The 21,723-nt window shown below is 59.6% G+C and carries 18 protein-coding genes, 4 tRNA genes and 1 riboswitch; of the genes, 19 read left to right on the forward strand and 3 right to left on the reverse strand.

From position 1 onward, the window contains the following. The first annotated feature begins 265 nt into the window (after window positions 1–265). The 5 genes from clpX (at window position 266) to RHIBUN_RS0113395 (ending at window position 8,391) form a co-directional block, all read left to right on the forward strand. A complete protein-coding gene (clpX, locus tag RHIBUN_RS0113370) occupies window positions 266–1,543 on the forward strand; it encodes an ATP-dependent Clp protease ATP-binding subunit ClpX (protein WP_018857068.1) in 1,278 nt (425 codons plus the stop codon). Window positions 1,544–1,957: 414 nt separating this feature from the next. Next, window positions 1,958–4,372 (forward strand): endopeptidase La, encoded by a 2,415-nt coding sequence (gene lon, locus RHIBUN_RS0113380; protein ID WP_025659939.1) that lies wholly within the window; start codon window positions 1,958–1,960, stop codon window positions 4,370–4,372. A gap of 207 nt (window positions 4,373–4,579) precedes the next feature. Then, window positions 4,580–4,855, forward strand: coding sequence for a DNA-binding protein HupB (gene hupB / locus RHIBUN_RS0113385; RefSeq protein ID WP_007531759.1), 276 nt, complete (start codon window positions 4,580–4,582; stop codon window positions 4,853–4,855). 123 nt (window positions 4,856–4,978) lie between these two features. Continuing rightward, window positions 4,979–5,128, forward strand: a riboswitch (FMN riboswitch). 82 nt (window positions 5,129–5,210) lie between these two features. Then, complete coding sequence (locus RHIBUN_RS0113390) at window positions 5,211–6,110, forward strand: DMT family transporter (protein WP_025659940.1); 900 nt, start codon at window positions 5,211–5,213, stop codon at window positions 6,108–6,110. Between the two features lie 82 nt (window positions 6,111–6,192). Then, window positions 6,193–8,391, forward strand: a complete 2,199-nt coding sequence (locus RHIBUN_RS0113395; protein WP_025659941.1) for an esterase-like activity of phytase family protein — start codon at window positions 6,193–6,195, stop codon at window positions 8,389–8,391. A 66-nt stretch (window positions 8,392–8,457) separates the two neighbouring features. Here RHIBUN_RS0113395 and RHIBUN_RS0113400 read toward each other — a convergent pair whose 3' ends face one another. Then, a complete protein-coding gene (locus tag RHIBUN_RS0113400; protein WP_025659942.1) occupies window positions 8,458–9,444 on the reverse strand; it encodes an aldo/keto reductase in 987 nt (328 codons plus the stop codon). Between the two features lie 307 nt (window positions 9,445–9,751). Between RHIBUN_RS0113400 and RHIBUN_RS0113405 the strand changes: the two genes are divergently transcribed. Next, a complete protein-coding gene (locus RHIBUN_RS0113405; protein WP_025659943.1) occupies window positions 9,752–10,153 on the forward strand; it encodes a cupin domain-containing protein in 402 nt (133 codons plus the stop codon). Between the two features lie 6 nt (window positions 10,154–10,159). On the opposite strand, the gene RHIBUN_RS0113410 is transcribed toward RHIBUN_RS0113405, so the two are convergent. Both RHIBUN_RS0113410 and RHIBUN_RS0113415 read right to left on the reverse strand, forming a co-directional pair. Beyond that, complete coding sequence (locus tag RHIBUN_RS0113410; RefSeq protein ID WP_025659944.1) at window positions 10,160–10,765, reverse strand: class I SAM-dependent methyltransferase; 606 nt, start codon at window positions 10,763–10,765, stop codon at window positions 10,160–10,162. A 133-nt stretch (window positions 10,766–10,898) separates the two neighbouring features. Beyond that, a complete protein-coding gene (locus RHIBUN_RS0113415; protein WP_025659945.1) occupies window positions 10,899–11,945 on the reverse strand; it encodes a GGDEF domain-containing protein in 1,047 nt (348 codons plus the stop codon). Between the two features lie 544 nt (window positions 11,946–12,489). On the opposite strand from RHIBUN_RS0113415, the gene RHIBUN_RS0113420 reads away from it, so the two are divergent. The 13 genes from RHIBUN_RS0113420 (at window position 12,490) to nuoG (ending at window position 21,714) form a co-directional block, all read left to right on the forward strand. Continuing rightward, window positions 12,490–12,566 (forward strand) — tRNA-Asp (locus RHIBUN_RS0113420). A gap of 52 nt (window positions 12,567–12,618) precedes the next feature. Further along, a tRNA-Asp gene (locus tag RHIBUN_RS0113425) sits at window positions 12,619–12,695 on the forward strand. Between the two features lie 52 nt (window positions 12,696–12,747). Beyond that, window positions 12,748–12,824 (forward strand) — tRNA-Asp (locus tag RHIBUN_RS0113430). Between the two features lie 3 nt (window positions 12,825–12,827). Further along, window positions 12,828–12,904: transfer RNA gene (locus RHIBUN_RS0113435), tRNA-Asp, on the forward strand. 318 nt (window positions 12,905–13,222) lie between these two features. Next, entirely contained in the window at window positions 13,223–13,588 is a 366-nt protein-coding gene (locus RHIBUN_RS0113440) for an NADH-quinone oxidoreductase subunit A (RefSeq protein WP_018857059.1), read from the forward strand. Further along, a complete protein-coding gene (locus RHIBUN_RS0113445) occupies window positions 13,579–14,163 on the forward strand; it encodes an NADH-quinone oxidoreductase subunit B (RefSeq protein ID WP_018857058.1) in 585 nt (194 codons plus the stop codon). Before RHIBUN_RS0113440 ends, RHIBUN_RS0113445 begins: the two co-directional genes overlap by 10 nt. A gap of 15 nt (window positions 14,164–14,178) precedes the next feature. After that, window positions 14,179–14,781, forward strand: coding sequence for an NADH-quinone oxidoreductase subunit C (locus RHIBUN_RS0113450; RefSeq protein WP_025659946.1), 603 nt, complete (start codon window positions 14,179–14,181; stop codon window positions 14,779–14,781). 73 nt (window positions 14,782–14,854) lie between these two features. Continuing rightward, window positions 14,855–16,045 carry an NADH-quinone oxidoreductase subunit D gene (locus RHIBUN_RS0113455; protein ID WP_025659947.1) on the forward strand — a complete coding sequence of 397 codons (1,191 nt, stop codon included), beginning with the start codon at window positions 14,855–14,857 and terminating at the stop codon, window positions 16,043–16,045. Further along, window positions 16,045–16,317 (forward strand): hypothetical protein, encoded by a 273-nt coding sequence (locus RHIBUN_RS0113460; RefSeq protein ID WP_025659948.1) that lies wholly within the window; start codon window positions 16,045–16,047, stop codon window positions 16,315–16,317. Before RHIBUN_RS0113455 ends, RHIBUN_RS0113460 begins: the two co-directional genes overlap by 1 nt. 16 nt (window positions 16,318–16,333) lie before the next feature. Beyond that, on the forward strand, window positions 16,334–17,470 hold the full coding sequence (locus RHIBUN_RS0113465) for an NADH-quinone oxidoreductase subunit E (RefSeq protein ID WP_025659949.1): 1,137 nt from the start codon (window positions 16,334–16,336) through the stop codon (window positions 17,468–17,470). A gap of 10 nt (window positions 17,471–17,480) precedes the next feature. Further along, window positions 17,481–18,785 (forward strand): NADH-quinone oxidoreductase subunit NuoF, encoded by a 1,305-nt coding sequence (nuoF, locus tag RHIBUN_RS0113470; RefSeq protein WP_025659950.1) that lies wholly within the window; start codon window positions 17,481–17,483, stop codon window positions 18,783–18,785. 4 nt (window positions 18,786–18,789) lie between these two features. Next, a complete protein-coding gene (locus RHIBUN_RS0113475) occupies window positions 18,790–19,413 on the forward strand; it encodes an NADH-ubiquinone oxidoreductase (protein WP_037215859.1) in 624 nt (207 codons plus the stop codon). 219 nt (window positions 19,414–19,632) lie between these two features. Beyond that, window positions 19,633–21,714 carry an NADH-quinone oxidoreductase subunit NuoG gene (gene nuoG, locus RHIBUN_RS0113480; protein ID WP_025659952.1) on the forward strand — a complete coding sequence of 694 codons (2,082 nt, stop codon included), beginning with the start codon at window positions 19,633–19,635 and terminating at the stop codon, window positions 21,712–21,714. Window positions 21,715–21,723 lie beyond the last annotated feature (9 nt).

A 21,723-nucleotide genomic window follows, 5' to 3' on the forward strand; every position in this document is an offset into this window, starting at 1 on the left:
ACAGTTCTATCTCATTTGTGATCGAACAAGGGAAGAAACCCGGTGGCGGGTGCGGCAATCTCAAGTATTAATGCTATGTTGAATTTTTATGACATAGCATCGGCAGTCGAAGGGGAGTTCGTTGCCGCCGGAGCCAGGACAGCATAGTTTGGACCGGTTCGTACCCCTTAAACGGCCTTGGCCGGCTGGGGCTCCAAGCGTGGAGCAGGCCAATGAGTGGACCGTTATTTCACCTTGAAATGCGGCGTGCTGGAAGGAAAGTGATATGAGCAAGGTCAGCGGCAGCAACGGCGGCGACTCCAAAAACACCCTCTATTGTTCGTTCTGCGGAAAGAGCCAGCACGAAGTCCGGAAGCTTATCGCCGGACCGACCGTTTTCATCTGCGATGAATGCGTCGAATTGTGCATGGACATCATCCGCGAGGAAAACAAATCCTCGATGGTCAAGTCCCGTGACGGCGTTCCCACGCCCCAGGACATCATCAAGGTCCTCGATGAATATGTCATCGGCCAGCGTCAGGCGAAGAAGATCCTGTCGGTTGCCGTTCACAACCACTACAAGCGCCTCGCACACGCCTCCAAGAACGGCGAAGTCGAGTTGGCGAAGTCGAACATCATGCTGGTCGGACCGACCGGTTGCGGCAAGACCTATCTTGCACAGACGCTCGCTCGCATCATCGACGTTCCCTTCACGATGGCCGATGCGACGACGCTGACGGAAGCCGGCTATGTCGGTGAGGATGTCGAAAACATCATCCTGAAGCTGCTGCAGGCTGCCGACTACAATGTCGAGCGCGCCCAGCGCGGCATCGTCTACATCGACGAAGTCGACAAGATCTCCCGCAAGTCCGACAACCCGTCGATCACCCGCGACGTGTCGGGCGAGGGCGTGCAGCAGGCGCTTCTGAAGATCATGGAAGGCACGGTTGCCTCGGTGCCCCCGCAGGGCGGCCGCAAGCATCCGCAGCAGGAATTCCTGCAGGTCGACACCACGAACATCCTGTTCATCTGCGGTGGCGCATTCGCCGGTCTTGACAAGATCATTTCCGCTCGCGGCGAGAAGACCTCGATCGGCTTCGGTGCAACGGTTAAGGCCCCGGACGACCGTCGTGTCGGCGAAGTCTTGCGCGAACTGGAGCCGGAAGATCTGGTCAAGTTCGGCCTCATCCCGGAATTCATCGGCCGTCTGCCGGTCCTGGCGACGCTCGAGGATCTCGACGAGGATGCGCTGATCCAGATCCTGTCGGAGCCGAAGAACGCGCTGATCAAGCAGTACCAGCGACTGTTCGAGATGGAAGACGTGGAACTCACCTTCCACGAGGACGCTCTTCGCGAGATCGCCCGCAAGGCGATCATTCGCAAGACTGGTGCCCGCGGCCTTCGTTCGATCATGGAAAAGATCCTTCTCGACACGATGTTCGAACTGCCGGCGCTGGAAGGCGTACGCGAAGTCGTCATCTCCGAGGAAGTGGCGCGCGGCTCCGCCCGTCCGCTTTACATCTACGCCGATCGTCAAGATGAGAAGGCCAACGCTTCCGCGTGACCTTAGAGATATCTTTACGATACGAACTGTGAATTTGAGGGGCTTGCCGTCGGCAGGCCCCTTTCTATTTCAAAACCAGTGCACGACCCTGATAAATCTTGCTAAAGAGGTCTGAAACCACCTCTGTTGCCGTTGCGGATTCCCCCGCCCTTGGCAATTATGGAATGATTCCGTTGGTGTGTTTTAGGTCTTGTGTTTTAGCCGCTTCGGAAGTGGTAGCCGCTGACTTGGCACGGCGCTCCAGAATGAAGGTATTCCGTTGTAGCATAGCTGTCATGTCCAGGGGGACACCGGCCATGGCGCAGCTTGAAAAGCATAATCAGAACCTCCACTTGTTGTCTCAAGTGGAGTGCGGCCCGGTTCTAGTGGCCGCGCCAGAAGAGCCCGGAAACGGGACGATGGAAAGGAAATAAAATGACGAAGAAAACGTCAGTTGCGAGCACAGCATATCCGGTTTTGCCCCTGCGCGACATCGTCGTCTTCCCGCATATGATCGTGCCGTTGTTTGTCGGCCGAGAGAAATCGATCCGTGCGCTCGAGGAGGTCATGGGATCGGACAAGCAGATCATGCTCGTCACGCAGATCAATGCGAGCGATGACGATCCGGAACCATCTGCCATTCACAATGTCGGTACGGTCGCCAACGTATTGCAGCTGCTGAAGCTGCCTGATGGCACAGTCAAGGTTCTGGTCGAAGGTCGCGCGCGCGCCGAGATCGACGCTTACACGGATCGTGAGGACTTTTACGAAGCCCTTGGTCACGTTCTCGAAGAGCCACATGACGATCCGGTCGAGCTTGAAGCGCTCAGCCGCTCGGTCGTTTCCGAGTTCGAGAGCTACGTAAAGCTCAACAAGAAGATCTCTCCTGAGGTCGTTGGCGCTGCCAGCCAGATCGACGACTATTCGAAGCTCGCCGACACGGTTGCTTCGCACCTGTCGATCAAGATCACTGAGAAGCAGGAGATGCTGGAAACCACCAGCGTCAAGGCTCGCCTCGAAAAGGCGCTCGGTTTCATGGAAGGTGAGATCTCGGTCCTTCAGGTCGAAAAGCGCATCCGCTCGCGCGTCAAGCGCCAGATGGAGAAGACCCAGCGCGAGTATTACCTGAACGAACAGATGAAGGCGATCCAGAAGGAGCTCGGCGACGGCGAGGAAGGCCGCGACGAGATGGCCGAACTGGAAGAGCGAATCTCCAAGACGAAGCTGTCGAAGGAAGCCCGTGAAAAGGCCGATGCCGAGCTGAAGAAGCTGCGGCAGATGAGCCCGATGTCGGCCGAAGCGACCGTTGTCCGCAATTACCTCGACTGGCTGCTCGGCATTCCGTGGGGCAAGAAGTCGAAGATCAAGACGGACCTCAACAACGCCGAGAAGATCCTCGAAGCCGATCACTTCGGTCTCGACAAGGTCAAGGAACGCATCGTCGAGTACCTGGCTGTTCAGGCTCGCGCGACCAAGATCAAGGGTCCGATCCTGTGCCTCGTCGGCCCTCCGGGCGTTGGCAAGACCTCGCTCGCCCAGTCGATCGCCAAGGCGACCGGCCGTGAGTATGTCCGCATGGCTCTCGGTGGCGTTCGTGACGAAGCTGAAATTCGCGGTCACCGACGCACCTACATTGGCTCGATGCCCGGCAAGGTCATCCAGTCGATGAAGAAGGCGAAGAAGTCCAACCCGCTCTTCCTGCTCGATGAAATCGACAAGATGGGCCAGGATTTCCGTGGCGATCCGTCGTCGGCTCTACTCGAGGTGCTAGATCCGGCTCAGAACTCGACCTTCATGGATCACTACCTGGAAGTCGAATACGATCTGTCGGACGTGATGTTCATCACGACGGCGAACACGCTGAACATCCCTGCGCCCCTGATGGACCGCATGGAAGTCATCCGTATCGCTGGTTACACCGAAGACGAAAAGCGCGAAATCGCCAAGCGGCACCTGCTGCCGAAGGCTATCAAGGAACATGCGCTGCAGCCGAATGAATTCTCGGTCAGCGACGATGCCCTGATGGCGATCAGCCAGCAGTACACCCGTGAAGCCGGTGTTCGTAACTTCGAACGCGAGTTGATGAAGCTCGCCCGCAAGGCGGTCACCGAGATCATCAAGGGCAAGACGAAGTCCGTGCATGTGACGGCCGAAAACATCGACGACTATCTGGGCGTTCCGCGCTTCCGCCACGGCGAAGCAGAGCGCGAAGATCAGGTCGGCGTGGTAACGGGCCTGGCCTGGACGGAAGTCGGCGGCGAACTGCTGACGATCGAAGGCGTTATGATGCCGGGCAAGGGTCGCATGACCGTGACCGGCAACCTGAAGGAAGTCATGAAGGAATCGATTTCCGCAGCGGCATCCTATGTCCGCTCGCGCGCCGTCGATTTCGGCATCGAGCCGCCGCGCTTCGATAAGAGCGACATCCACGTGCACGTACCGGAAGGTGCGACGCCGAAGGATGGTCCGTCGGCCGGTGTTGCCATGGCAACCGCGATTGTCTCGATCATGACCGGCATCCCGGTCGACAAGAATGTCGCCATGACGGGTGAGATCACCCTTCGCGGTCGTGTTCTGTCGATCGGCGGCCTCAAGGAAAAGCTGCTCGCAGCGCTTCGCGGTGGCATCAAGAAGGTGCTGATTCCGGAAGAAAATGCCAAGGATCTGGCGGAGATTCCGGATAACGTGAAGAACAACATGGAGATCATCCCAGTGTCCCGCATGGGCGAGGTGATCAAGCATGCGCTGGTCCGCAGACCGGAAGCAATCGAGTGGGATGGCACGGTGGAAACGCCCGTCATCGCAACGGTCGAAGGGCTCGACGAAACGGGTGCAACCATAGCTCACTGAGCTTTGTTTGCCACATTCGTGCCCAATTGCTTAAAAACCCTGAAAAGGCTGGCGTTTTCGCCAGCCTTTTTTTGTGAAATTGGCACACGGGTGCTTGCATTTCCTTGATTTGCAGGCTCTTTGGGGTGCGGCGGGCCTGATGAACTCTATTCTGCGCCTGGCTTATAGATTTGAGTCGTTTCGAACCATTTAGAAAGGGGTGGAAACATGAACAAGAATGAACTCGTGTCCGCAGTTGCCGAAAAGGCAGGACTCTCGAAGACCGACGCTGCTTCCGCGGTTGATGCTGTTTTCGAAGTCGTCCAGGCTGAACTGAAGGGCAAGGGCGACGTTCGCCTCGCTGGTTTTGGTAGCTTCACTGTCTCCCATCGCGCAGCCACGAAGGGCCGCAACCCGTCCACCGGCGCAGAAGTCGATATTCCGGCTCGCAACGTGCCGAAGTTCACGCCTGGCAAGGGCCTGAAGGACGCTGTCAACGGCTGATATGAATTTACTTGGCGGCCGGGCAACGAGACCGGCGGTACAAGTTTCGAAGGGGTTCGGCCGCGGCCGAACCCTTTTTGCATTTCGCGGCCTTGTCGGCACGCGCGGCATGTCATACGAAATGCGCGTTCTCAGGGCGGGGTGAAAGTCCCCACCGCCGGTAAGGGCCTCGGCCCCAGCCCGGGAGCGCCTTTTGGTCGTGTGCCAAGAGGGTCAGCAGATCCGGTGCAATTCCGGAGCCGACGGTTACAGTCCGGATGAAAGAGAATGAGCGGAGCAGGCGAGGGTGGATTCTGCCCTCGCTGCGGTATCGCGCTCATGCGTCCTGATTTGTGTTGGTTTCGGAAAGAAAGACATGAATCAGACTTCCCCTACATTTTCTGCTTCGCGAGCAATGGTCGGTGCTGCCTGGATGATTGCCGCGGGCATCGCCTTCTCTATCCTCAATATCGTCACGCAATGGCTGACGATGAAGCTCGCTTTCGCCTCGGCCTCGGCAGCCTTCTGGCAATATACGTTTGCCCTGGTCTTCTCGCTGCCCTTTCTCTTGCGCGCCGGTCTTGGGGCAATGAGAACGCGCTATCCCTGGCGTCATGTTGTACGGGTCGCCTTGGCGGCCTTTGGGGTAACGACCTGGGTCGCGGGGCTCGCGCAAGTGCCCATCTGGCAGGCGATTGCGCTGGTAATGACGTCTCCGTTCTTTATCATCATGGGCGCACGCATCTTCCTTGGTGAATATATCGGCTCTGCGCGATGGGCCGCGACCGCAACCGGTTTCCTGGGGGCGATGATCATCCTGCAGCCCTGGTCGGACAGCTTCAGTTGGGCGGCGTTCCTGCCGATCCTCTCGGCCCTTCTCTGGGGCGCCTCTTCGTTGATCACCAAGAGCCTTACCGGGGTCGAGCGACCGGAGACCATCACTGTCTGGCTGCTCGCGCTCCTTACGCCCATCAACGGCGGATTGGCGCTAGCAGCCGGCTTCGAAATTCCGACCGGGTTGACACTCCTACTTTTCGTTGCGGCGGGCCTCCTGACCGTGATGGCACAGTATTTCCTGACGTTGGCCTATTCGGCAGCCGATGCCGCTTACATCCAGCCCTTCGACGATCTCAAGCTGCCGCTCAACGTGTTCGCCGGCTGGCTGGTCTTCGGCTATGCGCCGACCGGCTATTTGTGGTTGGGAGCCTTGCTGATCCTTGGGGCATCACTCTTCATTATGCGGAACGAAATGAAGAAGGAGCGGGAGACCCGTTAGCGCGGTCAGAATATCACATCGGTGTCATCCCGGTGTCATGCCCATCCCCCAAAAAACCGTGTTTGAACTCATGGGGGATTTCATGACAACTGTATCGCGCAAGACGGTGCTCGTTGCGGCGCTCCTGGCGGCGGGTGCATTTCCGGCCGCCGCAGAGCCCGTTTTCAATCGTATCGCAACCTTTCCGGTGGCGTCCAACCTGCCGCAGGAGAAAGACAAGCTTTCGGCCACTTCGGCGGAAATCATCACGGCGACCGACGACGGGATGACGCTCATCTATAGCGACAGCCCGCTCGGAGCGATTGGCTTTGTCGATATCTCAGACGCCAAGGCTCCAAAGGCGGGGGGCGCGCTGATGATGGACGGCGAGCCGACGTCAGTGACATCAACCGCCGGCAAGGCGCTCGTTGCCGTCAATACGTCGGAGAGCAAGGCAAAGCCTTCCGGCCGTCTCGCGGTAGTCGACGTTGCCACCAAGAAAATTGAGAACACCTGCGATCTCGGCGGCCAGCCGGATTCGATCGCACTCAACAAGGATAAGACGCTCGGCGCGATCGCGATCGAAAACGAGCGCGACGAAGAGGTGAACGACGGCAGGATTCCACAGATGCCGGCAGGCGATCTCGTCGTGTTCCAGGTCAAGAACGGCGCGGTCGATTGTGGTTCGATCAATCACGTGACGCTGACTGGACTGGCGGGCATCGCACCCGAAGATCCGGAGCCGGAATTCGTCTCCTTCAACGACCAGAACGAGATCGCCCTGACCCTGCAGGAAAACAACGAGATCGTCATTATCGACGCGGCGACCGCAACGGTGAAGGCGCACTTCCCTGCGGGTAGCGTCGATCTCGCCGGTATCGATACCAAGCGCGACGGCGTGCTGAAGTTCACCGGCGAACTCAAGGGCGTGTTGCGCGAGCCCGACGCCCTGAAGTGGCTGGACAACGACCGTCTGGTCGTTGCGAACGAAGGCGACTATCAAGGCGGCTCACGCGGCTTCACGATCTTCGACAAAACCGGAAAGGTGCTTTACGAATCGGGCGCCTCGTTCGAACGCGCGGTCGCCAATATCGGCCACTATCCGGACAAGCGCTCTTCCGCCAAGGGTGTTGAGCCGGAAGGCTTGGAGGTCGCGACCTTCGGCGGCCAGAAGTACATCTTCCTGCTTTCGGAGCGCGCTTCGGTCGTCGGCGTCTACAAGGATGCCGGCGCAGAACCGCAACTCGTCCAGATCCTTCCGTCCGGCGTCTCGCCCGAGGGTGGCGTGGCCGTCCCGTCGCGCAATCTGTTTGCTACCGCCAACGAAGTCGATCTCGGCAAGGATGGCGGACCGCGATCCCACGTAATGATCTATCAACTTGCCGAAGGCGAAATGGCCTATCCGCAGATCGTCGCGGCGGAGAAGCAGGGCAATCCGGTCGGCTTTGCAGCACTTTCAGGTCTTGCCGCCGTTCCGGAAAAGCCGGGCCAGCTGTTTGCTGTCAACGACAGCGTTCTCGGCATGCAGCCGACGATCTACACCATCGACGCCACCAAGAAACCGGCCGTCATCACCGAAACGCTAACCGTCAAGCGCGATGGCCAGCCGGCCCAGAAGCTCGATATCGAGGGTATCGCCGTTGACGAGAAGGGCTGGTTCTGGCTGGCCTCGGAAGGCAACAGCGAGAAGCTCGTGCCGCACGCGCTGTACCACGTAAATCCGAAGGGCGAGATCAAGGAAGAAATCGCTCTGCCGAGCGAACTGACCGCCAACGAAATCCGCTACGGCTTCGAAGGCGTGACGATCATCGGTTCCGGCGACGATACGACCCTTTGGATGGCTGTTCAGCGCGAATGGAAGGATGACGAGAAGGGTTTCGTGAAGCTCGTCTCTTACAATCCCAAGAGCAAGGAGTGGGGCGCCGTCCGCTATCCCTTGGACAAGTCCGAAGCCGGTTGGGTTGGTCTGTCCGAGATTTCGGCTCAAGGCGACAGCATCTACATTATCGAACGCGACAACCTCGTCGGTGACGCAGCCAAGCTGAAGAAGCTCTACAAGGTCGCGGTATCGGATCTGAAGCCCGCCAAGCTTGGAGGCCAGTTGCCGCTCGTCAGGAAAACGGAAGCCCACGACTTCCTTCCGGAGCTGAAGACTGCCACCAACGGCTACGTCCTCGACAAACTGGAAGGTTTCGCCTTCGACGCCTCCCGCAAGGCCTATGCCGTCACGGACAATGATGGCGTGGATGATTCCTCAGGTGAAACTCTGTTCTTCGAGGTCAACCTCGTCGGTACGAACTGAGATCGACTGAGCCATGAAACAGAGTGGCCGGGTCTATGCCCGGCCATTTTTCTTGCAATGCCTGCCTTACCAGCGCTGGTGGACGTAAGGGGCGACCAGTCGGTCGTAGATCTCGCGCGTGGCCTCCATCACTTCGTGTGAGAGCGGCGCGAGGCTCGCTGCCGCGGCGTTCGCGCGCGCCTGTTCGGCGTTGCGCGCGCCGGGAATGACGACGGTGACCGCGTCGCTCATAAGGATCCAGCGCAGCGCGAATGCCGCCATGGTCGTACCCGATGGCACGAACTTGCGCACTTCCTCCACGGCCTGGAGACCGACCTCGAAGGGAACGCCAGCGAAAGTCTCGCCGACATCGAAAGCCTCGCCGTGACGATTGAAATTCCGGTGATCGTCGCTCGCAAATTTCGTCTCGCGGGTGATCTTCCCTGACAGCAGCCCGCTTGCGAGCGGCACGCGGGCGATGACGGCGATGTTCTTCCGTCGAGCCTCCTGGAAGAACAGGTGATCGGGCCGCTGGCGGAAGATGTTGTAGATGATCTGGATGCTGACGACGCCAGGATATTCGATTGCCTTCAGCGCTTCCTCGACCTTCTCGACGCTGACGCCGTAGCCCATGATCTTGCCAGCTTTCTGCAATTCGTTCAGGCCCTCGAAGACCTCCTGCCGATAAAGCACTTCGGTCGGGGGGCAATGTAATTGTACGAGATCGAGGCTGTCGACCCTCAGGTTCTTCAGGCTACGATCGATGAAGCCTTCAAGGTTGGCTTTGGTGTAACCATCGGCGACATGCGGGTTGAGCCGTCGACCTGCCTTGGTCGCGACCATCGGGCGTTCGCCGCCACGGCTCGCGAGGACGTCGGCGATGATCTTTTCCGACCGGCCGTCGCCGTACACGTCGGCGGTATCGATGAAGGTCATACCGGCGTCGAGCGCCGCATTCAACGCGTCGCGGCCGTCTGCTTCGCTCACATCGCCCCAGGCGCCGCCGATCTGCCATGCGCCGAAGCCTATGTTCGTGACGGTATGGGGCAGGTGGCCGAAAGAATGCTGTTTCATGGAAATCCTCCCGCGTGATGAAATGCCTCGCCACTAGCAGTCGCCCAGGCAAGGAGCAAGCGCCTGCAGCGGAGATAGGGCGGTGTGCCGCGGCCCGCCATTTCTTCCGAAAAAGCGACGCAACGGCACAGTGGGCGAGTGATTTGCGAGTTGCGTATCGTCGGACGTGCAGAAGTCACCGACTGGTGATACGGCGGCGCAAGTTGACATGACAGCACGTGCGATCAAGCAAGTATCGCTTGGATGGCGGGGATGCTTGCCTTACCGTCGGGCTCAACTGGCCAGATCAACTTCGAAAGGAAATCTGATGGAGATCAAACCATGCGGATCGCGGCCCTCAATGAAGGCGCCGGCGGAATATTTCACAGGAGCGGTCCGCCAGGATCCGTTGATGGACGCGCCGAGCCCGGCGCGAGTCAGGGTGGTCAGCGTCACCTTCGAACCGGGCGCCCGAACCGCCTGGCACACGCATCCTCTAGGGCAGACCCTTGTTGTCACCGCCGGAAAGGGTCTGGCGCAGAGCGAAGGCGGCCCCCTTCGTGAAATTCGCTCCGGCGACACGATCTGGTTTGCGCCTGGCGAAAAACACTGGCATGGCGCCGCACCCGATACCGCGATGACGCACATTGCAATTCAGGAAGCACTTGATGGCAGCGCCGCCGACTGGATGGAGCACGTCAGCGACGAGCAATACGCCGGAAAGGCCTGAAGCCGATCAGAGGCGCTTCAGGCAATAGGAAAAGTGCGCGTGCGATTCGACCGTCAGGAATTCGAATTGCCAGCCGTAGTCCTTGCAGAACTTGGTGACCGCTTCGACGACGCCGTAGACGATCGGCTTCACAGTGTTGCCGGTGCAGAAGTCATGCCCTGCAATTCTTCCCGTTCGCTTGACCTTTTTCTCGCAGAGCAGAAGTTCCTGCCAGGTGAGCTCGAAGGAATGGTCCGTGTCGATGTAGGCCCAATCGAGGAAGTCGTCCTCGAATTCGGCAAGCTTTTCGAGCGAGGTTCCCCGCATCAGGTGCAGTTGCCCGCTCTCGATCTGGTCTTTGAACTGGGTGTGGATTTGATCGAGCCCCGAACTGTAACGGTCCATGCTCCAGGGGTCGATCAGGTAGAGCTGCGCAGGCCGGTTCTTCTCGAGGATCTCGGCCGTGTATTCTCCGAACGCTGCTCCCACCTCGACGCCAACGCCGCCATTCGGAATCCGATACAAGAGCTCGCCGCGATCCGGCAGCAGCCGTGCATTTTCCATATGGTGCGCGCTCAACTGTGTGCGCGGCATGCCCGCCCGCTGCGCCTGCCGTTCTTCGCGTGTCTTCATGATGATGTCTCGGATATGGCTTCAGTGTCTTAGGGCTTAGGCCCGCGAAACGACCTTATAGCCATCCCTCAGCAACCTTGGCTAGGCTTTATCGGACGAGCAACGTGCGACACCGTTGGTCTCGATGCAAAGTCTAACGATAGATCAGCCAATCCTTGGGTACAGTCGCGACATTGGTCACGCCGTGCACGGAAACGCTGTCTCCGCCCGATGCCTTCGCCATGCCAAGCGCCTGTTCGGCAAAGGCCATCAAGGAATCGGCTGTGCGTGCCTGCTTGGACATGCATATCCCCACGGCCAGCGACAGAACCGCCGCCTGTTTACCAGTTACCGGGTGTGCAACGGAAATTCCCTTCAAGCGATCGCGAAGCCGGTCGACAAGCCGCATGATCTCGGATTCGTCGGCGGTCCGGAAAACGAAGCCGAAACGGCCGCGGTCGAATCGGCAGGCAACATCCTCCTTGCCGAACACAGCGCGGATCAATTCCCCCGTTTTCTTCAGAACAGGCTCGATGAGATTCGGAATGTTCGCAATTGTCTCGTAGTTGTCGATGTCCGCAAACGCGATTCCACACAGGTCCGGCAGGCCTGCCTTCTCATAGATTCTCGCGAGCTCCTTGTTGAATACCCGGCGATTGCCCAATCCGGTCACGGCATCGGTGAATCTTGCGGCGTTCGCGGCGGCTGCCTCCCGCTGCACCTCTTCGAGCTTCTGCGATTTTTCGACAACCTTCGAGGCGAGCATGGCGCTGTGTGCCGCGCGGGCGTGCGTTGCCGAACTTACCGATTGGAGCGAATGGGTGAGGGCACCCTTGTCGTTTAGATCGTTACTGTCGAATATCCGCGCAGCCTGGTTGATGACACTGCCGTAGCGCGAGAGCGCCGACTTCTCCTCGTCGAGCAAGGACAGGATGCTTTGCAGCTCTTGCTGTACTTGGCTCGAGCGTGCTTCAAGCTGACCGGCCTCGAAATGATGCGGCAGATACCGGCGGCCAAGTCGATCCAGGGCCTCCTGCGTCTTTATCGCGCCGAGCGACTTGATCTCGCGAGCGAGATCAGGCGCGTTGCCGGTCATCGCCTCGAATACAAGCTCATAATTCCTTGGCAGGCCCTCGATGCCTAGTTGCTGCAGAATCGTTGCAACGCGAAAGGCGAGATTCGTAGATGTGTTAGGCTGCACCAGATGCTCTCCGACGTGACGCTGCGTTATCGTCAACGAATTGCACCTAGGGCGGTGACCCCGATGCACTTTCGTCGAGGTAGGCAAGATATGCTGTGAATCTCGGCGGCCTTCATCGGGTTTGCCGAGGGCATGAGGCAGGGGTGATAAAGCGCCGCTGGCGCATCATGCGTAAGCGGCAAAGCAACTTAGAGGAATGTTATCTACCGAGCTCAATTAAAACGAGGTAAATTAGTGTTTGCGGCCCCCGGCTTTGGGCGAGAAACATGGTGGCACGGCCAAATGCGTAAACCAGACACCGCTGGCAGGCGGGGCAGGCGTCAGGGACAGGTGGTTATTTCCGCGTGGCTCTAAAGGCACGTCTTTAATATTGCATTGAATTTTCTCGGAGAACTTGGCTCGCTAAAAACAATTCGCGGACTGTCATCGTTTTGTCTCCAAAGCTGCTTGACACTCAAATGCGAACCCCTTAGTTAGCCGCTCATCGAAGCGGCGAAGTTGCTTTGACACGGACGCGAAAGCTTCCGGATCGCTTGAAATGAATGCGGGTGTAGCTCAGTCGGTTAGAGTGCCGGCCTGTCACGCCGGAGGTCGCGGGTTCGAGCCCCGTCACTCGCGCCATTTCAAGAAAGGCGCTGCATAGTGCTTGATCCGATCTTTTTGTCCATGATGCGCGGGTGTAGCTCAGTCGGTTAGAGTGCCGGCCTGTCACGCCGGAGGTCGCGGGTTCGAGCCCCGTCACTCGCGCCATTTCAAGAAAGGCGCTGCATAGTGCTTGATCCGATCTTTTTGTCCATGATGCGCGGGTGTAGCTCAGTCGGTTAGAGTGCCGGCCTGTCACGCCGGAGGTCGCGGGTTCGAGCCCCGTCACTCGCGCCATTNGCGGGTGTAGCTCAGTCGGTTAGAGTGCCGGCCTGTCACGCCGGAGGTCGCGGGTTCGAGCCCCGTCACTCGCGCCATTCTCTCTTGTTCCTCTCTATATTGCGTCTCGGTGATAGCCGATTTCGCTGTTCTCTCTCTGCTCGGGCTTTGTCCTTTGCCGTTAGCCATGCAATATCCGACGGGCTGGCATGCAGCTGAATCAACTTGTGTGGATTTGTCGCGACATCATTGCATCTGCTTGATAATGTCGCGCCTCGACAGTCGAATTGGTGCTCTAAAAGTCTTGCGCCGTGGCGCTGGCTGCGCTAACCACGGCTCTGTTGCAACGCACGTTCGCTTGCCGGGCAATTGCCCAGTTGCGCCGCCTGGCGCAGCCGCAAGCAGGGAAGAACCTGATGACTGGACTGCTCAGTTCCTATATTCCGATCGCTATCTTCATTGCTATCGCCCTTGTGATCGGCCTGGCGCTTCTGATTGCGCCGTTTGCCGTTGCCTTCAAGGCGCCTGATTCGGAAAAGCTTTCGGCCTTCGAGTGCGGCTTCAACGCATTCGACGACGCTCGCATGAAGTTCGATATCCGCTTCTATCTGGTGTCGATCCTGTTCATCATCTTCGACCTCGAAGTCGCCTTCCTGTTCCCGTGGGCCGTTTCTTTCGGCGCGATCGGTTGGTTCGGTTTCTGGTCCATGATGGTCTTCCTCGGCGTGCTGACTATCGGCTTTATCTATGAATGGAAAAAGGGAGCCCTGGAATGGGAGTAGCCCCAAGCGATAAGGCGCTCGTTGCGCCGCACCCGAAAGGCATCATTGATCCCGCTACGGGCAAGCCGATCGGCAGCGACAGCGCCTTCTTCGGCGAAATCAACGATGAGTTGGCCGACAAGGGCTTTCTCGTTACGTCGACCCGCGACCTGATCACCTGGGCCCGCACTGGCTCGCTGATGTGGATGCAGTTCGGTCTCGCCTGCTGCGCCGTTGAAGGCCTGATGCAGGTTTCCGGTCCGCGTTACGACATGGAGCGCTTCGGTGTTGCTCCGCGCGCTTCGCCGCGCCAGTCCGACGTCATGATCGTTGCCGGCACGCTGACCAACAAGATGGCGCCTGCGCTCCGCAAGGTCTACGACCAGATGCCCGAGCCGCGTTACGTCATTTCGATGGGCTCCTGCGCAAACGGCGGCGGCTACTATCATTATTCCTATTCGGTCGTGCGTGGCTGCGACCGTGTCGTTCCTGTCGATATCTACGTGCCGGGCTGTCCCCCCACGGCGGAAGCGCTGCTCTACGGGGTGTTGCTTCTGCAGAAGAAGATCCGTCGAACCGGAACGATCGAGCGCTAAGGGCGGAGGACTGTCATGAGTGAAGCCTTGAGCGAACTTTCCTCGTATCTCCGCGAGATGCGTGGCGATCTCTTTCTTGATGCATCCATCAGCTATGACGAGCTGAACGTATCCGCTACGCCGGAAACGATTCTGGCGCTGCTGACGTTCCTGCGCGACGACGCACGTTGCGGCTTTATCAGCATGATCGATATCTGCGGTGTCGACTGGCCGCAGCGCGAAAAGCGTTTCGATGTCGTTTATCACCTGCTGTCGCCGAAGCAGAACCTGCGCATCCGCATCAAGGTTGCTGTGGCTGACGGCGAGTCCGTGCCGTCGGCAACCGCGGTTTACAAGGGTGCCGAGTGGTTCGAGCGTGAAGCCTGGGACATGTACGGCATTCCGTTCTCCGGCCATGCCGACCTGCGCCGTCTTCTCACCGATTACGGCTTTGAAGGCCATCCGCTGCGCAAGGACTTCCCGACGACTGGCTACGTCGAAGTGCGTTATGACGATGCCGCCAAGCGCGTCGTCTACGAACCCGTCGAACTGAAGCAGGAATTCCGCAATTTCGACTTCATGTCCCCTTGGGAAGGCACCGAATATGTGCTGCCGGGAGACGAGAAGGCGGCGAAGTGAAGATGAGGCTCGGATTTCTTGAAGCCTCTCTGTTTGCCGTCTCATGCCAATTGCCAGCGCGGAGCGCGTCGCTATGACTGAACATAACGTTCGCAATTTTACGATCAATTTCGGACCGGAACACCCGTCCGCGCACGGTGTTCTGCGTCTCGTGCTCGAACTCGATGGCGAAATCATCGAGCGCGTCGATCCGCACATCGGCCTGCTGCACCGCGGCACTGAGAAGCTGATCGAGACGAAGACCTACCTGCAGGCCGTCCCTTATTTCGATCGCCTCGACTACGTCGCGCCGATGAATCAGGAACACGCTTTCGCGCTCGCCGTCGAAAAGATGCTGAAGCTCGAAATTCCGATTCGCGGCCAGCTGATTCGAGTTCTGTACTCCGAAATTGGCCGAATCTTGTCTCACATAATGAACGTGACGACGCAGGCCATGGACGTTGGCGCGATGACGCCGCCGGTCTGGGGCTTCGAAGAACGCGAAAAGCTGATGGTGTTTTATGAGCGCGCCTGTGGCGCCCGTATGCACTCGGCCTATTTTCGTCCGGGCGGCGTTCATCAGGATCTCCCGCCGGAGCTTGTCGAGGATATCGGCAAGTGGTGCGATCCGTTCCTGAAGATCCTCGACGATATCGAAGGCCTGTTGACTGACAACCGCATCTTCAAGCAGCGTAACGTCGATATCGGCGTCGTATCGCTGGCGGATGCCTGGTCGTGGGGCTTCTCGGGTGTGATGGTTCGCGGTTCCGGCGCCGCCTGGGACCTGCGCCGCTCGCAGCCTTACGAATGCTATTCCGATCTCGAATTCGACATTCCGATCGGCAAGAACGGCGACTGCTACGACCGCTACCTGATCCGCATGATCGAGATGCGCCAGTCGGTTCGCATCATGAAGCAGTGCGTCGAGCGCCTGATGGGCAGCGCCAAGACCGGCCCTGTTTCGTCGATCGACGGTAAGGTCGTGCCGCCGAAGCGCGGCGAGATGAAGCGTTCGATGGAAGCGCTCATCCATCACTTCAAGCTTTACACCGAAGGCTATCACGTGCCGGCCGGCGAAGTGTACGCGGCCGTCGAAGCGCCGAAGGGCGAATTTGGCGTCTACGTCGTCGCCGATGGCAGCAACAAGCCGTACCGCTGCAAGATCCGTGCACCGGGCTACGCCCACCTGCAGGCGATGGACTTCCTCTGCAAGGGTCACATGCTCGCTGACGTGACGGCCGTGCTCGGCTCGCTCGACATCGTGTTCGGCGAGGTGGACCGCTAATGAAGCTGCTGCCGCTTGCCACCATCGCTCTTTTCACTGCCTCCGGGGCTTTCGCCCAGGAGGTTGGGGGAATGGGTCCAAAGCTGGGCCAGAGCGAGGTGCAGCCGCCGGCAGCAAAAGCCTCCATGGGCGAGCTTTTGTCCAAGGGCTATGAAATCAAGGCTGCCGTTCCGAACGGCGGCAAGTTCGTTGTGTTTTTGCAAAAAGACCAGTCGGCCTACGCTTGCGAGATGAAGTCTCTGACGGCATCGCAGTGTGGGACCCTAAACTGACAAGGCGTGAGGAAGAATGTCCGTTCGTCGATTAGCCGAAGATCAATTCCAGCCTGCCGCGTTCGCCTTCAATGACGAGAACGCGGTTTGGGCGGAAAAGACGATCAAGAAATATCCCGCAGGCCGTCAGCAATCCGCGGTCATCCCGCTGTTGATGCGGGCGCAGGAACAGGATGGTTGGGTCACCCGCGCCGCGATCGAAAAGGTCGCCGACATGCTCGACATGGCCTATATCCGAGTTCTCGAAGTTGCGACTTTCTACACGCAGTTCCAGCTGAACCCGGTCGGCACCCGCGCCCACATCCAGGTGTGCGGCACGACGCCTTGCATGCTGCGCGGTTCGGAAAGCCTGATGGCCGTTTGCAAGAGCAAGATCCATCATCACCCCTTCGAGCGTAACGCTGAAGGCACGCTCTCTTGGGAAGAAGTCGAATGCCTCGGGGCCTGCGTCAACGCGCCCATGGTGATGATCGGCAAGGATACTTATGAGGACCTGACGCCGGAACGTCTCGAAGAGATCATTGATACCTTCGAAGCCGGCAATGGCGCCAGCATCACGCCCGGCCCGCAGATTGATCGTCACTTCTCCTCCCCCGAGGGTGGTCCGACGACGCTCGTAGCCGACGAGCCGAAGGCCAAGAGGGTTTCCGCCAAGAAGGCTGTCGAGGATGCCGTGACGGCAACCGTTGACGCAGCCCCGGTTCCCCCGTCTGAGGCCGCACGTGCAAAGAGCGCTGACGCCGAGACCAATGCTGCGCTGAAGACGCCGGCCACCGCGCCGAAGGCGGCCGCAAAGAACGTCAAGGCTGTCGAAGAGCAGCCGGCGCCGGCGACGGCCGCACAGGCCGCTGCTATTGGCAAGCCCTCCCTCAGCGACAAGAACCGCCCGGCGGGCATCGAGAAGCCCGCGACGCCTGACGATCTGAAGTTGATCTCCGGCGTCGGCCCGAAGATCGAGGCGACACTGCATGAGATCGGCATCTTCACCTTCGCGCAGGTCGCGGGCTGGAAGAAGGCTGAGCGCGAATGGGTCGACGGATACCTGAATTTCAAGGGCCGCATCGAGCGCGACGACTGGGTCAAGCAGGCCAAGGCGCTCGCCAAGGGCGGCGAAGCCGAATACATTAAAGTCTTCGGTAAGAAGCCGCGGTAAGGGGTGAAGCATGTTACAAGATAAGGATCGCATCTTTACCAACATCTACGGCCTCAAGGACAAATCCCTGAAGGGCGCGATGGCACGCGGCCACTGGGACGGCACCAAGCAGATCCTCGAAAAGGGTCGCGACTGGATCATCAACGAGATGAAGGCCTCCGGTCTTCGCGGTCGTGGCGGCGCAGGCTTCCCGACCGGTCTCAAGTGGTCCTTCATGCCGAAGGAATCGGATGGTCGTCCGCACTATCTCGTCGTCAATGCCGACGAGTCGGAGCCGGGCACCTGCAAGGACCGCGACATCATGCGCCACGATCCGCATACGCTGATCGAAGGCTGCGTTATCGCGAGTTTCGCCATGGGTGCGAACGCTGCCTACATCTACGTGCGCGGCGAATACATCCGCGAGCGTGAAGCGCTGCAGGCCGCCATTGACGAGTGCTATGACTATGGCCTGCTCGGCAAGAACAACAAGCTGGGCTGGGACATGGACATCTTCGTCCATCATGGTGCTGGCGCCTACATCTGCGGCGAAGAAACCGCGCTGCTCGAAAGCCTGGAAGGCAAGAAGGGTCAGCCGCGCCTGAAGCCGCCGTTCCCGGCAAACATGGGTCTCTACGGTTGCCCGACGACGGTCAACAACGTCGAGTCGATCGCCGTTGCTCCGACCATCCTGCGTCGTGGCGCTGGCTGGTTTTCGTCGATCGGTCGTCCGAACAACGTCGGCACCAAGCTGTTCATGCTCTCGGGCCACGTCAACAAGCCGTGCACGGTCGAAGAAGAAATGGGCATCACGTTCCGTGAGCTGGTCGATCGCCATGCCGGCGGCATCCGCGGCGGTTGGGATAACCTTCTGGCTGTCATTCCCGGCGGCGCATCGTGCCCGATCGTTCCGGCCAAGGACATCATCGATTGCCCGATGGATTTCGACGGTCTGCGCGCTGTGGGCTCGTCCTTCGGCACCGCGGCCGCGATCGTCATGGACAAGTCCACCGACGTCATCAAGGCCATCGCCCGCATTTCGGCCTTCTTCAAGCACGAGAGCTGCGGCCAGTGCACGCCGTGCCGCGAAGGCACCGGCTGGATGTGGCGCGTGATGGAGCGCATGGCCAAGGGCAATGCCCAAAAGCGCGAAATCGACATGCTGTTCCAGGTCACCAAGCAGATCGAGGGCCACACCATCTGTGCGCTCGGAGATGCGGCCGCATGGCCGGTGCAGGGTCTGATCCGCAACTTCCGTCATGAGATCGAAGCGCGCATCGACCAGTATACCGCAAGCGCGCTGGATCATGGTGCGGTTCTCGAGGCGGCAGAGTAAGCTGATGACGAAGGCGTCCGACAGCACAGGCAAGGAAGGAGCGGCTGATTTCTCGGCCGACTTCGGCCGTCTTGCTGCCGAGATGCTGGAGAACGCACGCGCGCTTCCGGTGCCGCCTGTGATGCTCAACCCAGCTGCGGCAATGGCGGCCGCCACGATGATCGGCTTCGGCTTTTCGACGCAGATGGCGGGCGCTTTCTTCGGCGCGCTGCAGGGGGCGCTCGATGCAACGAGCAAGCTTGCAGCAGTTCTCGACGAAACGCCGCCCGACGAAGGTAAGCCGCAGGTCGAGATCCGGCCGGAGAACGTTCGTCCGGCGCCTGCCAGGAAAGCTGCAGAGAAGGTCAAGCTTTCTGTCGTTCCAGCAGAGCCGGTCGCAAAGCCCGCGGTCAAGTCCGCTTCGCGCGCTCGTAAGGCTGACGATCTGAAGCAGATTTCCGGCATCGGCCCGAAGATCGAGCAGGTGTTGAATAGCAAGGGTATTCGTTCCTTTGCCGTCATCGCCGGCTGGTTGGACGAGGACGCGGGGCGGATCGACGCAGAGCTTGGCTTTGACGGGCGGATCGCTCGTGACGGCTGGGTGGATCAGGCCAAGGCGCTTGTCGCCAAGGGACGAAAGCGGAAGTGAATTTATCGGCCGACGAGGCCGGAGCAAGGTCAAGGCTGAAGAGTGAAGGGCAGGGGCCTGACACTATTGAGGCCGGAGGCTGATCCCGGGTCTCGGGATTAGCGGAGAATTTGAGCGACACCGATGCCAACGGGATAAGAATCCGGCCTGGCAGCGAAACTGTTGCAAAGTGGGTTTGTTTGCCGCCATCCGGCAAACGGAAAACAGGACTGAGTGACGATGGCAAAACTGAAGATTGACGGCAACGAGATCGAAGTTCCGGATCATTACACCCTCATTCAGGCGTGTGAGGAAGCCGGTGCTGAAGTTCCGCGCTTCTGCTTCCATGAGCGCCTTTCGGTCGCCGGCAACTGCCGCATGTGCCTCGTTGAGGTGAAGGGTGGTCCGCCGAAGCCGCAGGCATCTTGCGCCATGGGCGTGCGCGATATCCGCGGCGGCCCGAATGGCGAACTTCCGGAAGTCTTCACCAACACGCCGATGGTCAAGAAGGCCCGCGAAGGCGTGATGGAATTCCTGCTGATCAACCATCCGCTCGATTGCCCGATCTGCGACCAGGGCGGCGAATGCGACCTGCAGGACCAGGCCATGGCCTTCGGCATCGACAGCTCACGCTATCAGGAAGACAAGCGCGCCGTCGAAGACAAGTATATCGGACCGCTCGTCAAGACGGTCATGAATCGCTGCATTCACTGCACGCGCTGCGTTCGCTTCACGACCGAAGTTGCCGGCATCTCCGAACTCGGCCTGATCGGTCGCGGCGAGGACGCCGAAATCACCACCTATCTCGAGCAGGCAATGACCTCCGAGCTGCAGGGCAACGTCGTTGACCTCTGCCCGGTCGGCGCGCTGACCTCCAAGCCCTTCGCCTTCACGGCCCGTCCGTGGGAGCTGAACAAGACCGAATCGATCGACGTCATGGACGCCCTCGGTTCTGCGATCCGCGTCGATACGCGTGGCCGTGAAGTCATGCGCGTGCTGCCGCGCGTCAACGACCAGATCAATGAAGAGTGGATCTCCGACAAGAGCCGCTACATTTGGGATGGCCTGAAGACGCAGCGTATCGACCGCCCATACGTTCGCAAGGATGGCCGGCTGCAGCCTGCGACTTGGGGCGAAGCCTTTGGCGCGATCAAGGCTGCCGTTGCCGCAACCAGCGGTGAGAAGATCGGCGCGATTGCCGGCGACCTCGCATCCGTCGAAGAAATGTACGCTCTGTCGGAACTCGTGAAGTCGCTCGGTTCCGAGAACCTCGACTGTCGCCAGGATGGGACGGCACTTGATCCGTCGCTTGGCCGCGCAAGCTACATCTTCAATCCGACGATCGAAGGCATTGAACAGGCCGACGCCCTGCTGATCATCGGCGCGAACCCGCGCTTCGAAGCTGCCGTTCTCAACGCTCGCATTCGCAAGCGCTGGCGTCGCGGCAACTTCCCGATCGGCGTGATCGGTGAAGCTGGCGAACTGCGCTACGACTACGAATATCTCGGCGCTGGCCCGGATACGCTGAAGGACCTCGCCGACGGCAACCACGCTTTCGCGAAGGTTCTGACGGATGCCAAGAAGCCGATGATCCTCATCGGCCAGGGCGCACTGTCGCGCACCGATGGTGCTGGCGTTCTCGCAACTGCCGCAAAGCTTGCCGGCACGGTGGGCGCGGTCGTCGAAGGCTGGAACGGCTTTGCCGTGCTTCACACCGCGGCATCGCGCGTCGGAGGCCTCGATCTCGGCTTCGTTCCGGGCGCAAAGGGCGTCAAAGCTGCAGAAATGCTGTCGTCGATGGACGTTCTCTTCCTGCTTGGCGCCGATGAGCTTGATTTCACGGCCAAGAAGGCAAAGCTGACTGTTTACATCGGCTCGCACGGCGACAACGGCGCCCACAATGCCGACGTCATCCTGCCAGCCGCTGCCTACACCGAAAAGTCCGGCACTTGGGTCAACACCGAGGGTCGCGTCCAGATGGGCAATCGCGCTGGCTTCGCACCGGGCGACGCCCGCGAAGACTGGGCGATCCTGCGTGCGCTTTCCGACGTGCTCGGTAAGAAGCTTCCGTTTGATTCGCTTAGCGAACTGCGCGCAAGGCTCTATGCGGCCTTCCCGCATTTCGCAGCGCTTGACGAGATCGCCGAAAGCGACAGCGCCAAAATTGCCGCAGTAGCGAAAAAAGCCGGCAAGATGAATAAATCCGGGTTTGCGTCGCCGGTCAAAGACTTCTATTTGACGAACCCGATCGCGCGCGCTTCGGCAGTGATGGCCGAGTGCTCGGCATTGGCCCGCAACAACTTCAAAGTCGCGGCAGAGTAAGGGCAGGGG

The sequence above is a fragment of the Rhizobium sp. IBUN genome, from assembly GCF_000510625.1.
Lineage (GTDB): Bacteria > Pseudomonadota > Alphaproteobacteria > Rhizobiales > Rhizobiaceae > Rhizobium > Rhizobium altiplani.